Genomic DNA, 14,523 nt, shown 5'->3' on the forward strand with positions numbered 1-14,523 from the left:
CGCTAACAGATATTATCATGAGTTTACCTTCCATGTCCCTCAAACGGCCGGTACTAGCCATTGTGATGAACATCATCATAGTGATCTTCGGTCTCGTGGGCTTTACTTTCCTGGGCGTGCGCGACTTCCCCGCGATCGACCCGCCCGTTGTGAACGTGCGCGCCTCCTACCCCGGCGCGAATTCAGACATCATTGAAACACAGATCACCGAAGTACTGGAAAAAGCCATCAACGGCGTAGCCGGTATTAAAAATATATCCTCTCTCAGCAGCCAGGGCAGCAGCAACATCACCGTGGAGTTCGAGCTCGGCGAAGACCTGGAAGCAGCCACCAACGACGTGCGCGACAAAGTGAGCCAGGCGCAGCGGAACCTCCCGCAAGACCTGGAAGCCCCGCCCGTTGTGTCTAAAGCAGACGCCAACTCCGATGCCATCATCTCCATGACCGTGCAGAGCAACACGCACAACCAGCTGGAGATCACGGAATATGCGACCAACGTGCTCCTGGAAAGGCTGCAGACCATTCCCGGCGTTTCCGCCATCCAGGTATGGGGTGAAAAGAAATACGCCATGCGTATCTGGCTCGACCCTTCGCGCCTTTCCGCCTACAGCCTTACACCCGGCGACGTGCAGGATGCGCTGGCCCGGGAGAACGTGGAGTTGCCTTCCGGTAAGATCGCCGGCAACGCCACGGAACTGACCGTACGTACCTTTGGCCGCCTCGATACGGAAGAGGAATTCAACAACCTGATCATCAAAACCGTGAACGGCGCAGAGATACACCTCCGCGACGTTGGCCAGGCAGTGCTGGGCCCCGAGAACGAAGAAACGCAGCTGAAGGAATCCAATATCCCGCAGATCGCGCTGGCGCTCATTCCGCAGCCGGGCTCCAACTACGTGGCCATTTCAGAAGAATTCTATAAAAGATATGAAGACCTGAAGAAGGAAGTGCCCGACGATTACACGCTGAACATTGCGATGGACAATACCGCATTCATCAAGAAGAGTATCCTTGAAGTGCAGGAAACGCTTGTTATCGCACTGGTGCTTGTGATCCTGATCGTATACCTCTTCTTCCGCGACTGGCTCATGGCCCTCCGCCCGATCGTGGACATTCCCGTTTCGCTGATCGGCGCGTTCTTCATCATGTACGTCTGCGGCTTCACTATCAACATCCTCACCCTGCTGGCCATCGTACTGGCAACGGGGCTGGTGGTGGACGACGGTATCGTGGTAACGGAGAACATCTATAAAAAGATCGAAGCGGGCATGCCCAAAATGCGCGCCGCCAAAGAAGGCTCGGAAGAGATCTTCTTCGCGGTGATCGCCACTTCCATCACACTGGCATTCGTATTCCTTCCCATCATCTTCCTCCAGGGCTTCGTGGGAAGCCTGTTCCGGGAATTCGGTATCGTGGTGGCGGGCGCCGTGCTGATCTCCGCATTTGTGTCGCTCACGCTCACGCCTGTACTGAACGTTAAGCTCGCGCGTAAAACACATAAACATTCCTGGTTCTACGAAAAAACAGAACCTTTCTTCAGCGGCCTCGAGAACGGTTACAAACGTTCGCTGGAAGCGTTCATGAAAGTACGCTGGATGGCATTCGTGGTGATCGCGGGCTGCCTGGTCATGATCTACTTCCTGTTCAGCAACCTGCAATCTGAACTGGCGCCGGTGGAAGACCGCAGCACGTTCCGCCTTTCCGTTACAGCGCCGGAAGGCACTTCCTACGACGCTATGGACAAATACGTGACCAGCCTTGTAGACTTCATGATCGATTCCATCCCGGAAAAGAAAGTGATCCTTTCCGTGACAGCGCCCGGCTTCTCCGGCGCAGGCTCGGTGAACACCGCCTTTTCTTTCGTGACGCTGCCCGAACCTCATGACAGGACCCGTTCGCAGAAAGATATCGTGAACATGGTGAACCGAAACATGTACCGCTTCCCGCAGGGCAAGGTATTCGCCATCGAGCAGCAAACCATCCAGGTGGGCCGCCGCGGCGGTCTTCCCGTAGCCTTCGTATTGCAAAACGTGAACTTCGAAAAGCTCGCCGCCGTGATACCGAAGTTTATGGACGAAGCTTCCGCCAACCCTGTATTCCAGGGAGTGGACGTGGACCTGAAGTTCAACAAACCCGAGCTGCGCATTTCTATTAACCGCGCAAAAGCAAGCGAGCTGGGCGTTTCAGTGGCCGACATTTCCTCCACCCTCCAGCTGGCATTGAGCAACCGCCGCTTCGGTTATTTCATCCGCAACGGCAAACAATACCAGGTAATGGGCCAGGTGTTCCGCGCAGACCGCGACGACCCGATAGACCTGCAAAGCATTTATGTGCGCAATACCCGTGGTGAAGCCATCCAGCTGGACAACCTGGTGAGCATCCAGGAAGAGACCAGCCCGCCGGTTATTTATCACTTCAACCGTATGAAATCCGCCACCATCTCCGCCGGTCTTGCCCCGGGCAAAACCATCGGCGACGGTATAGACGCGATGAATGCCATTTATGCGAAACTCCAGAAAGAAGGCGTGATAGACGAATCGTTTGCCACCGCGCTCAGCGGCTCCAGCCGCGACTATGCGGAGAGCGGCTCCAATACCATGTTCGCCCTCCTGCTCGCTCTGGTGCTCATTTATCTCGTACTGGCCGCGCAGTTCGAAAGCTGGGTGGATCCCTTCATCATCATGCTCACCGTACCCATGGCGTTCGCCGGCGCATTCCTGTCGCTCAAGCTGTTCGGGCAAACCTGGAACATCTTCTCCCAGATCGGGGTGATCATGCTGATAGGGCTTGTAACGAAGAACGGCATCCTGATCGTGGAATTCGCCAACCACATGCGCGACGCAGGCAAGCAGAAAATGCGGGCCGCGGTGGACGGCTCCGTGATGCGCCTCCGCCCGATCCTGATGACGAGCCTCGCGATGGCGCTGGGCGCGCTGCCGATCGCCATGAGCCTCGGCGCGGCCTCTACCAGCCGCATACCGCTTGGTATCGTAATTGTGGGCGGTATCATGTTCTCCCTCGTGCTCACGCTGTACGTGATCCCCGCGATCTATACATACCTGAGCCGCAGAGGAAAGATCAGCGGATCCGACGAAGAAACAGCAGAACAGGAATCTCCCGAAGCAGCAGCCGCTGTATCGCACGCATAAGAATCATCGCTCCCGGCAACGGGAAACGGTAAACTGAATAAAATGAAATTGAACAGAAAATTATTGACGGGGATATTCTTTCTTCAGCTGGCAATAAGCGCTAAAGCACAGGAAGTGCTTACGCTGGAGCAGGCGATAGACCTGGGTTTAAAGAATAACTTCGATATACGGCTGGCCCGCAATGATGCGGATTTAGCCGCCAACGACAACGCATACGCCAACTTCGCTTTTGCGCCGCGCCTGAACGGCACTGCTTCCAATGTATGGAACAACACCGCTACCAAACAGGAATTTGGCAATGGAACCAAAAGAGATACCAGCGGCATCAAGAACCGGCAGCTGCAGGCCGCCATCAACCTCAACTGGACGCTGTTCGACGGGCTCAAGATGTTCGCCACCCGCAACCGCATCCAGGCCATCGAGATTCTGGGCGAGCTGAATGTGAAGAACCAGGTGGAAAATTCTATCGCCAATATCATCAACAGCTATTACAACATTGCCCAGCAAAAGCAGCAGCTGCGCGCACTGGCGGAACAGATGAGCATTTCAGACGAACGGGTGAAGCTCTCCGACGCCAAGTTCCAGACCGGCCTCGCGCCCAAAACAGACTGGCTGCAGGCCAAAGTGGATTACAATGCACAACGTGCCAACTGGCTCCGCCAGCAAACGGTCATCGAGCAAAGCAAGGCCGCGCTCAACCAGCTGCTGGGCATTTCAGACGGCAACCTCAACTATGATGTGAACGACAGCATCCCGGTAAATCTTTCCCTTTCTTACGGAGAAATATTGCAGAACCTGCCGAACACCAATCCGCAATTGCAGGTGGCCCGCCAGAACCTTGAAATATCAAAGCTGGTGCTGAAAGAAAGAAAAGGCGAGTTTTTCCCGGTGATCGCTTTCAATTCCGCATATAACTTCTCACAATCCAACGCCAGCGCGGCCATCAACCAGTTCAGCCCGATATTCAACCAGAACAGGGGCTTCAACTACGGTTTCTCCGCCACGGTCCCGATATTCAACGGCCTCAATGCACATCGCGCGCTGAAAGCGGCCAAGCTGGATATTGCCTACCAGCAGCTGTCGATCGAGAACACGCAGTCGCAGGTGAACCTGCTGCTCACCAATGCTTTCAAAGATTATGAATATTATAAAATGTCTTTAACGCTGGAGCAGGAAAGTGTAGACCTTGCGCGGGAAAATACCATGGTGGCGCTGGAGCGTTTCAGGCAGGGCGTATCCACCACGCTGGAAGTGAAAGAAGCGCAGCAAAGCCTTGAACTGGCCTCCTACAGGCTCATCCAGGCGAGGTACAATACCAAAGTAGCGGAAACGGAGCTGCACAGGCTGAAGGGTTCCCTGTTGAAATAACGCATTCATACCAATAAAAAAAGCGGCTCAGAAGGCCGCTTTTTTTATGAAATATTATTGTGCCGGTGTAGTGTCTTTTCGTAGTATCCCGTGCTGCTTCTGGTATTTTTCAAACGCTTGTTTAATGAACAGCATCAGGTCGTAGTCCGAAGCGCTCAACAGGAAATTGTAAGAGGGGCGGTAATGCAGCATGAAGGAATCCAGTTCCGGGCTTTCCAGTTTGGTCATGCGCTGCACCAGGTCGGGATTGTAACGGTGATCGATATGTTTTTCTTCTTCCCAGTATTTCAGCTGTTCGCCGAACGCTTCCTTGCGTTTGCGGGCTTTGCTGGGGATGAGATAACTTAGTGCGGTGATGGGATTGGAAGGCAGCGTTTTCAGCACATCCAATGCGCCGGGGCGTTTGTACCCGAAATATTTCTCATATTCGTCGCGCATGGCCAGCGAGTCCTGCTTGTAAATGCGGCCGCGGATGTTCACGCCCTGCAGGCCGAAGATGTGCCTTTTCATTTGTACATTCTGCGTACCGGAAATGCCCGGGGTAATGATCTGGGTGCGCACGTAGCTGATCATGCTAAATTCAATGGTATCTCCCGGCATCGCCTCGATATAATAACGGCCGGTTTCGTTGCTCACGGTACCCATGCCGGAGCGTTTATTCCAGACACTGACGGAGGGCAGGCCCGTGCGGGTATCGGCATCGGTCACCATACCCATCAGGCGGATCTGGGCGGCCACTTTCTGTAAACCCGGTACCAGGAACAAGGCCAGTGCAACAGTGTATCTGATCAGAACATGCTTCATACTATTCAATCAAAATTAGCGTTCCCGGATCAAAAGAAACGTTAAAAATATTTATCACACAAGTCATCCAATGCCCGGATTTCCCTAAATTCGGCAAACAACCATTCAAATACTGCGCCATGGCCCGAAAGATACTTTTCTGCACCCAACGGTACCTCTACCTGAAAGAACGCATTCTTGCCCTGGCGCCGGACGACTGGGAAGACGGCCAAATGACCATCCGGGACTTCCCCGACGGGGAACATTACCATCGTATAACCAGCAACGTTAGCGGAAAAGAAGCGGTGCTTATCGGCGGAACAATAGACGATAAGGAAACCCTTGAGCTCTTCGACATTGCCCATGGCTGCATACAGAACGGGGCGCTGTGCATCAGCCTTGTGATCCCCTATTTCGGATATTCCACCATGGAAAGGGCTGTAAAATACGGCGAAATCGTGAAAGCCAAGAACCGCGCCATCCTTTTCTCCGCCCTGCCCACCACTTCGCTGGGCGCAAAGGTGATACTGATAGACCTGCATGTGGACGGCATCTCCTATTATTTTGAAAGCAATATCCGCCCGGTGCACCTTTACGGTAAAACATTCGTGCGCAACGCCGCCCTCGAGATAGCGCAAGGCAGGCCGTTCGTAATGGCCAGTACAGACGCCGGCCGCGCCAAATGGGTGGAATCCCTCGCCAACGACCTCCATGTTTCCGCCGCATTCGTCTTCAAAAAACGGCTTTCCGGCGAAGAAACAGACATCACCGCCATCAGCGCCAACGTGCAGGACCAGCTGGTCATTATTTACGACGATATGATCCGCACCGGCGGCTCCCTTCTCCAGGCCGCAGCGGCCTACCGCGACGCGGGCGCCAGCAGTATTGCCGTGATCACCACTCACGGCATCTTTGCCGGCAACGGTTTTGAAAAGATCAGGAACAGCGGGCTGGTGGAAAAGCTGGTATGTACGGACACCCATCCGAATGCCCTGCAGATCAAGGATCCCTTCCTGGAAGTGAAATCCGTTGCGCCGCTGATACTCGAATATTTACTGGAGGTTCCGGTATGAGCCATAACTTTGCCGCATGTTAACGATCCGGACCATAGAATACGGCAGCTGCGACTACCACGATATGGTGGCCCTGCGCGATAAAATACTGCGCCGCCCGCTGGGGCTCACGTTTTCGCCCGAATATTTACAGCAGGAGATCGCCGATGTGCTTATCGGCGGTTTCGAAAATGAAAAGATCATCGGCTGTTGCATACTCAGCCCGGTGGATGAGAACACCGTGCAGTTAAGACAAATGGCGGTAGACGAAACTATGCAGGGGAGCGGCACAGGCAGCAAAATTCTCGCTTACGCGGAGCAGCAGGCAAAGACAAACGGCTTTTCGGAACTGATGATGCATGCGCGTAAAGAGGCCGTTCCTTTTTATGAAAAAAACGGTTACCAGGTGCGCGGGGAAGAATTTACGGAAGTGAATATACCGCACTATGAAATGTTCAGGCGGCTGTAATCCTCGAAAGTGGATTGCATCAGCGAACTGAAACCGATACGGGCTTCCTCGTTCTCGAATGCGCTGGTGGGAATGAGAAAAAACGTGCGTTTGTCGCGGTAAATAAAAAAGAAATTCCGCGTTTCTATGATCTGTGAAAATATCTTCCAGGGCATGCTGCGCTCTCCCTGCCCGGTTGAAATAGCCATCCCTTCTTCGTTGTAACGCAGGCGTATATTGTCTTTGAAAGTAGCGGCCTTGTTGTAGGTGGAAACCGGCAGCAAATACCAGAAAGCCCAGCCCAACACCACCATCATGACGCAGATGCCGAGCAGGGCATTAAAATTCACCACGTTGAACAGGTAACCTGTAACAGTAGCGATCAGTAAAATTATGAGGGTATTGCGAAATACTTTGATTTCGCCCCGGCGGAGAAAGTGAAATCGTAATGCATTAATAACCTCTTCCTTGTTGTAAGTGAACTGTAGCAAATGCATTCAACGAACTTACGAAATTATTTTGAAGCGGTCAAAGACATTGGTGTGTCCAGGTCGTCACAAGTAGACACTGGCGCATTGTTTTTGCGAATGGAAGAAGTAACGTTGCGTTTATCGCTGAGGTCTTCCTCGTTGAGACCGGGGAAGTTCTTCTTGATAAATTTCAGGTATTGCTGAAGCACCTTGGGATCTACTTTGAATGGAGCCACAACATCTAAGCCGTCATCACCTTTTAAAGGAGTGTTGCTGTTCACGCGGGTTTCATTCTGTAAATACCATTTATAGAGGTCAACGATGGCCTTTTGCATTTCAGCTTCTTCCACCTTTTCCACTTTGTTGGAAGACTGGGGCAATCCCCAAATAAAATCTTCCACCCTCGTAGCGGTTTTGGCTTTTGCACCCTTGTCCGGCTTATCGCCGTTGTTATTTGTTTTATCGCCATTATGGGCGAACGCTGCAGCGGTTGTGACTGTACCCAGTATCAACATGAACAACAGCTTTTTCATACGGGTAAGATTTAATGACCTAAAAATACAAAATAACTGAGATATTTTACCCCTAATTGACGAACAGGTACTTCTACGGTACAAACTGCACATATCCAGGTACTAATCGCAGGGTGTGTATTTAAAAGACGACCGTTAAATCAAAAAGTTGCAGCTTTCCCTGAATTATTTCCTCAGTTCCTGCTGGTTCACCTCGAATCTGCCCAAAACCTGTTTCCCCTTGTCCATGAACTCCAGCTTCAGCACCCGCCCCCCTTTGGGGCCTGAAACGCTGATCTGTGCGAAGTTTTGGGTCACTACCAGCGTGCCCGGCACACGGTAGGGATTGTCTTTTTCATTCCCAAGCAGCACCCCTCCCACACCGGAAGTAAGCGGCGAACTGGTGATGTCGTACAGCGGGTAATTATTCTTCCGGGGCAGCTTTACCACCTCGGAATGGTGACGGTCACCCGTCAGGAAGAGGATGCCGGGGATGTGGTTTTGCTCCAGGAAATTCATAAAGTCATGATACTCAACCGGGAAATGATGAAAGCTGTCATAAATGGAGATGGGATTGAGCGCCTGGCTGCCGGTCACGATGATCTTAAAGGAAGCATTGCTGGTGAGCAGGGCGTTCTTCAGCCACTCCATCTGCTGGTCCCCGTACATTTTTTTGGCGGGGTTGGGCTGGCCGTTGACGCTGTCAGGCAGCTCGCCCGCGCTGGACCAGTACCGCCCGTCCAGCAGGAAAAAGTCCACATCGCTGAAGCTGTAGCGGGTGTAAATGCCTTTGCCTTCTTCCCCGAAGCTGGGGTTGGGCCAGTATTGGGAGAACACTTCGCGGCTCTGCTCACGGAAGATGTAGGATTTATTGGAGTTGTTGGGCCCGTAGTCGTGATCGTCCCAAACAGCGTAATGCGGCATGGCTTGCAGGAAACGCTGCAAAACCGGCAGCGACCTGTCGCGGTGGGCGCGGTATTGCAGACCGGGCACGGAATGGTAGTCTGCATCGCGGGTATACCAGTTGTCGCCCAGCCACATCATAAAATCAGCCGGCACGGCGGCCATGGTCTCGAAAATGGAGGAATCGTTGCCATAGGGTTTGCCCGGGCGGTCGTATGCCGGTTCATTAAAATAGGCGCAGGAGCCGGTGAGGAAAGTAAAATCCGGTGCGGGCCGGCGGTTTTGCCAGAGCGTTTTGGTGGAAAAAGCGGATCTTTTCACCGCTTTCCCGTCCAGCAGCACTTCATATTCATAGGCCGTGCCCGGTTCCAGGTTCACGAGCTGTATTTTGACGGGATTGTAGCGTTTGCCCAGTTCCCCGGTAAAACGTTCCGTTCTGGCGGCGGCCGGTTTCCCTTTTTCGTAATACCTAATGGCGGCCTGTTTCACGGAAGGGGCCGCTTCCAGCCAGATAATAACGTCGCGCAGCTCTACAGAACCCGCCATGGGGCCGGCAACGAGGGCTTTCTGCTGGGCTGTGGCCGGCAGTATCCAGAGCAGCAGGAATAAAAAGGAGACGGATCGCATGAAACAGCATTTTATCAAATATAATATTCCCGGCCCCTGCGGAGAAGGGGATTTTGAATAATTTTACGTTAACATGGAAGCATATATCAACTGGAGCGGGGGCAAAGATGCCGCTTTTGCTCTCTGGCAGCTGCGGCAAACGCCCGGGTACGAGGTGAAGCATTTGTTCACCACATTAAGCGGGGCATTCCGCCGCGTGTCTATGCACGGGGTAAGGGAAGAGCTGCTGGACGAGCAGGCCCGGCAAACGGGGCTGCCCGTAAAAAAGGCATTCCTGCCGGAACATGCGTCCATGGAGGATTACAACCATATCATGCGCGAAGCGCTGGACGAGTTCCAGGCTGCCGGGATACGGCATGCCGTGTTCGGCGACATTTTCCTGGAAGACCTGCGGGCCTACCGCGAAAACCAGCTGGCGCAGGCGGGCATGGAAGGGGTGTTCCCGCTCTGGAAGCAGGACAGTGCAACGCTGGTCCGGAACTTCATTGCAGCCGGCTTTAAAGCGGTGATAGTATGCGTAAACGCGAAATATTTGCCGGCTTCCTTTGCCGGGAGACTGATAGATGAAGCCTTCCTCGCCGATCTGCCCCCGGGAGTGGATCCATGCGGGGAGAACGGTGAGTTCCACAGCTTTGTTTTCGACGGCCCCCTGTTTGCCGCGCCCGTGCCGTTCACCATCGGCGAAACCGTGGAGCGGGTATATTCCCCGGCGGGGAACCAGGGCAGCAATTGTTATAAAGATGATGATGGTGATAACTGCTTTCAAAAGGAAGAACCGGCGAATTGGGATACCCGTTTCTATTTCTGCGACCTGCTGCCGGCATAACCGGGATACCGGGCTTTTCTCTATAAAAGAACAAAAGCAATGGAAAAATCCATTGCTTTCGAGAGTCATTTACTGTGCAAGAAGATTCTCGCGGTGTAGGAATATTTGGTTTTTCATAGGACAGTAACCATATAAAAAATTAATACTTTAACAAATATAAAAATAATTAAATAACTACAACTCCTTTCGTTTATAAATTGAAAACCCGCAAAATCTGCCCCTTAAAATGAATTTTTTAAAACTGAAAGGTCATTTTTTGAATAAAATCGAACAAAAAATAACCACCTGCGCAAAATCGGTCTTGGCGGGCCGCAGTGATTTGTTAATGAAAATGCCCTTTTTTGTTAACCCGCTGGAGTCAAGGCGGTAAAAAAGCGCCTTCCTGTTAACATTTAAATTACCCGGGAAATTTAAGAGCAGGGGGAATAATCACTAAACAGCTGTAAGCCTGTTCGTTATAAACGGAATAGATCCCGGCCGTTATTTTTCGCAAAATTTTTAAGAAAGAAGGAGAAGTGAAACTGAATAAAGGCAAAAGATACTTTTATCTCTGGAAGTGGTGCTTTCTTGATTAGGCTGCGAAAAAAATGCATGCAGCTTCAAACGTACCTGTTTGTTCAATTTTTCTAAAAAAAATTTCCGGAAGGCACGAAATGCGCTGCAATTGATTTGCACAATAAAAATTCAAATGAAAGAGGGGAAAAGAAGGCCTTCGCTGAAATCCTTTGTGGGAGAGGGTATAAAAGAAAAAGGGCACTTAGAAAAGCGCCCTCAATTTGTTACTATCCTATGAAAACCCTATTTGTATACAAAGGTATATCTATGTTAACTTTATCTGAAATTTTTAAACCCGAATAACAAATAATTAACAAAGTTTCTATTCGTCACGATCGCCACAAACCCAATACCATCGCAGATTTCAGCGGACCGTTCATTCTCATCTTTTTCACAAAACTTGTTAAACGCTTTTAAAGAAACGGTATTCCACTGCGCTTTCCAATCAGCTGCAACCCATGCTGTTGCCGCAATTCAGGCATTTATAACAGGTTCCTGAACGCACCGTGATGTGCCCGCAGGTGTTACAGGCCGGCGCATCGCTCTGCATGCTGCGCATGTAATCCTGCGTGCTGCTTTCCCCGCTGGATGCCGCTACCGGCTGCGGTTTTACCGCTTTCGGCCCGCTTGAGCCGGAGCTGTTTCCCATCACACGCACGTTGGACAATTCGGGTTTCACCACCGGCTCGTCCCACTCCTCTTCGCCGGTATTGCCCGGCGCATCCAGGATGTGCACAAGGTCTGTTCTGCCCAGGTATTCATAACCCAGCACACGGAAAATATAATCGATCAGCGAAGTGGACGACTTGATGTTCGGGTGATCCACCATGCCGGCAGGCTCAAAGCGCGTGAACACGAACTTATCTACAAACTCTTCCAGCGGCACTCCGTACTGCAAACCTACAGACACTGCGATCGCAAAGCAGTTCATCAGGCTGCGGAGGGTGGAGCCTTCTTTTGCAAGGTCTATGAAGATCTCGCCCAGCGTCCCGTCGTTGTATTCGCCGGTGCGCAGGAAGATGGGCTGCCCGCCCACTTTTGCTTTCTGCGTGAAGCCGCGGCGCTTCCCTGGCAGCGTTTTTCTTTCCACGATGCGCGACAGCGCGCGTTTCAGCGAAGTGTCCGAGCTGGCGATCATCCTTTTGTTCAGCTCTTCCAGCAGCTCGTCTATCGTGAGCTTGTTCATTTCCACGATCATCTGGCCGGGCGCTTCTGTAGCGGGTTCCGCAGCTTCGGCGGATTTTTTCTTTTTGTCGCTTTTGTTGCTGAGCGGCTGGCTCAGCTTGGAGCCGTCGCGGTAAAGCGCGCAGGCTTTCAGGCCCAGCTCCCAGCTCAGCTTATAAGAATCAGCGATCTCTTCCACCACCGCTTCGTTCGGAAGGTTGATGGTTTTGGAAATAGCGCCGGAAATGAACGGCTGCGTTGCGCCCATCATGCGGATGTGGCCGTGGGCGTGGATGTATCTTTCGCCTTTTTTGCCGCATTTATTGGCGCAATCGAACACGGGGAGATGGGCATCCTTGAGGTAGGGAGCGCCTTCCACGGTCATGGTGCCGCATACATAGTCGTTCGCGGCCTCCATCTGCTCGTCTGTAAAGCCCAGCTCATGCAGCAGGCTGAATTCCATGCTGAAATACTGTTCCGGCTTGAATCCCAGTCTTTGCAGGCATTCTTCGCCCAATGTATATACGTTGAACACAAAAGCGATATCGAAAGAAGAGGCCACGGCCGTATCCAGCTTTTTGATCTCTTCGGAGATAAATCCTTTTTCGCTCAGGCTTTGCGGGTTGATGTAAGGTGCCCCGGCGAAGCTGCCGGTGCCTTTTGCGTAATCCACGATCGCTTTGATCTCGTTTTCTTTATATCCCAGGTGCCTCAGCGCGGAAGGTATGGATTGGTTGATGATCTTGAAATAACCGCCGCCGGAGAGTTTTTTGAACTTCACCAGGGCAAAATCAGGCTCCACGCCGGTTGTATCGCAATCCATCACCAGCCCGATAGTGCCGGTGGGCGCAATCACGGTGGCCTGCGCGTTGCGGTAGCCGTGTTTCTCACCCAGCTTCACCGCGTCGTCCCAGGCTTTGGTGGCGGCTTTCAGTAGGTAATCGGGGCAATACCTCGCATTAATGCCTTGTGGCTTGATCTCGATCCCTTCATACGCATCGGCTGCATCATAAGCGGCCGCGCGGTGGTTGCGCATTACACGCAGCATGTCTTCTTTATTCTCGGCGTATTTCGGGAAAGCGCCCAAATGGGCGGCTATTTCGGCGGAAGTTTTATAGGACACGCCGGTCATGATCGCCGTAATGGCGCCGGCGATGCCGCGCGCTTCTTCGCTGTCGTACGCAATGCCGCTCACCATCAGCATAGAGCCGAGGTTGGCGTAACCCAGGCCCAGGGTGCGGTATTCGTAGCTGAGCTGGGCCACTTCTTTGGAGGGGAACTGCGCCATGAGCACGGAAATCTCCAGCACGGTGGTCCACAGCCTTACGGTGTATTCAAATCCCGGTACGTCGAACAGGCTCTTTTCTTCGTTGAAGAAGCGGCGCAGGTTCACGGAAGCCAGGTTGCAGGCGGTATTGTCCAGGAACATGTATTCGGAGCAGGGATTGGACGCGTTGATGCGGCCACCCTGGGGACAGGTATGCCATTCGTTGATGGTAGTATCGTACTGGGTGCCGGGGTCCGCACAGCGCCAGGCCGCATAGGCGATCTGGTTCCAGAGGTCGGCGGCTTTCACGGTTTTCATCACTTTCCCGTTCATGCGGGCTTTCAGCTCCCAATCCCCATCCGCTTCCAGGGCATGGAAGAAGCTGTTGGGGATGCGCACGGAGTTGTTGGAGTTCTGCCCGGAAACGGTGCGGTAGGCGTCTCCTTCATAATCGGAGGAATAGCCGGCTGCGATGAGGGCGCCTACTTTCTTTTCCTCTTCCACTTTCCAGTTGATGAATTCCAGCACTTCGGGGTGATCCAGGTCCAGGCACACCATTTTAGCCGCCCTGCGGGTGGTGCCGCCGGATTTGATGGCGCCTGCCGCCCTGTCCCCTATTTTCAGGAAGCTCATCAGCCCGCTGGAAGTACCGCCGCCGCTGAGCTTCTCGCCTTCGCCGCGGATCTGGGAGAAGTTGGTGCCCACCCCGGAGCCGTATTTGAAGATGCGGGCTTCACGCACCCAGAGGTCCATGATGCCGCCATCGTTCACCAGGTCGTCGCTCACGCTGAGAATAAAGCAGGCGTGCGGCTGGGGCCTTTCGTATGCGGAGGTGGATTTTTCGAGTTTGCCGGTTTTTTGTTCCACGTAATAATGGCCCTGCGGCTTGCCTTTAATGCCGTAGCTTTCGTGGAGGCCGGTATTGAACCATTGGGGGGAATTGGGTACGCAGGCCTGGTTGAGCATACCGTACACCAGTTCTTCATAGAACACCTGCGCGTCTGAAGCGGAAGCGAAATAGCCATATTTTTCGCCCCACACGCGCCAGCAGTTCGCCATGCGGTGAACCACCTGTTTCACGGAGGTTTCGCGGCCCGTGGAGCCGTCTGCCTGCGGTACGCCGGCCTTCCTGAAGTATTTCTGGGCCAGGATGTCCGTCGCTATCTGCGACCACGCCCTGGGCACTTCCACATTATTCATCTCGAACACTACATCCCCACCCGGGTTGCGGATAACGGACGAGCGCATATCATATTCGAACTGATCGTAGGGACTAACACCTTCCCGGGTAAAGTGGCGGGAAAAAGCGAGGCCGCCAGCCTTATTAACTTGATTTTTCATGCCCTAGAAATTTTTAACAGGATTGAACAAAAATTGATACCGATTACACTTTTGGAGT

The 14,523-nt window shown here is 52.8% G+C and carries 9 protein-coding genes and 1 pseudogene; 5 read left to right on the forward strand and 5 right to left on the reverse strand.

Annotated features, from left to right (window positions below):
- Positions 1–17: 17 nt before the first annotated feature.
- A complete protein-coding gene (locus ACTJIK_RS00910; protein WP_440644368.1) occupies positions 18–3,149 on the forward strand; it encodes an efflux RND transporter permease subunit in 3,132 nt (1,043 codons plus the stop codon).
- A gap of 42 nt (positions 3,150–3,191) precedes the next feature.
- The gene (locus tag ACTJIK_RS00915; RefSeq protein WP_440644369.1) at positions 3,192–4,517 is read left to right on the forward strand and encodes a TolC family protein; all 1,326 of its coding nucleotides are present in this window, start codon (positions 3,192–3,194) and stop codon (positions 4,515–4,517) included.
- 540 nt (positions 4,518–5,057) lie between these two features.
- On the opposite strand, the pseudogene ACTJIK_RS00920 reads toward ACTJIK_RS00915, so the two are convergent.
- Positions 5,058–5,321: pseudogene (locus ACTJIK_RS00920) on the reverse strand (carboxypeptidase-like regulatory domain-containing protein); the annotation flags it as partial.
- Between the two features lie 119 nt (positions 5,322–5,440).
- On the opposite strand from ACTJIK_RS00920, the gene prs reads away from it, so the two are divergent.
- Together prs and ACTJIK_RS00930 are read left to right on the forward strand one after the other, a co-directional pair.
- Positions 5,441–6,373 (forward strand): ribose-phosphate diphosphokinase, encoded by a 933-nt coding sequence (prs, locus tag ACTJIK_RS00925; RefSeq protein ID WP_440644370.1) that lies wholly within the window; start codon positions 5,441–5,443, stop codon positions 6,371–6,373.
- 16 nt (positions 6,374–6,389) lie between these two features.
- Positions 6,390–6,821: a GNAT family N-acetyltransferase gene (locus tag ACTJIK_RS00930; RefSeq protein ID WP_440644371.1), complete on the forward strand. Its 432-nt coding sequence runs from the start codon at positions 6,390–6,392 to the stop codon at positions 6,819–6,821.
- Here the strand turns inward: ACTJIK_RS00930 and ACTJIK_RS00935 are convergent.
- The 3 genes from ACTJIK_RS00935 to ACTJIK_RS00945 form a co-directional block, all read right to left on the reverse strand.
- Entirely contained in the window at positions 6,797–7,297 is a 501-nt protein-coding gene (locus ACTJIK_RS00935; RefSeq protein ID WP_440644372.1) for a YcxB family protein, read from the reverse strand. The genes ACTJIK_RS00930 and ACTJIK_RS00935 overlap by 25 nt on opposite strands.
- A gap of 17 nt (positions 7,298–7,314) precedes the next feature.
- The gene (locus ACTJIK_RS00940; RefSeq protein WP_440644373.1) at positions 7,315–7,803 is read right to left on the reverse strand and encodes a hypothetical protein; all 489 of its coding nucleotides are present in this window, start codon (positions 7,801–7,803) and stop codon (positions 7,315–7,317) included.
- A 165-nt stretch (positions 7,804–7,968) separates the two neighbouring features.
- Entirely contained in the window at positions 7,969–9,312 is a 1,344-nt protein-coding gene (locus ACTJIK_RS00945; protein WP_440644374.1) for an alkaline phosphatase D family protein, read from the reverse strand.
- 73 nt (positions 9,313–9,385) lie between these two features.
- Between ACTJIK_RS00945 and ACTJIK_RS00950 the strand changes: the two genes are divergently transcribed.
- The gene (locus ACTJIK_RS00950) at positions 9,386–10,138 is read left to right on the forward strand and encodes an ATP-binding protein (RefSeq protein ID WP_440644375.1); all 753 of its coding nucleotides are present in this window, start codon (positions 9,386–9,388) and stop codon (positions 10,136–10,138) included.
- A 1,000-nt stretch (positions 10,139–11,138) separates the two neighbouring features.
- On the opposite strand, the gene ACTJIK_RS00955 is transcribed toward ACTJIK_RS00950, so the two are convergent.
- Positions 11,139–14,465 carry a vitamin B12-dependent ribonucleotide reductase gene (locus tag ACTJIK_RS00955; RefSeq protein ID WP_440644376.1) on the reverse strand — a complete coding sequence of 1,109 codons (3,327 nt, stop codon included), beginning with the start codon at positions 14,463–14,465 and terminating at the stop codon, positions 11,139–11,141.
- Positions 14,466–14,523 lie beyond the last annotated feature (58 nt).

Origin of the sequence: Chitinophaga sp. 22620 (assembly GCF_052044405.1) — a bacterium.
Classification (GTDB): domain Bacteria; phylum Bacteroidota; class Bacteroidia; order Chitinophagales; family Chitinophagaceae; genus Chitinophaga.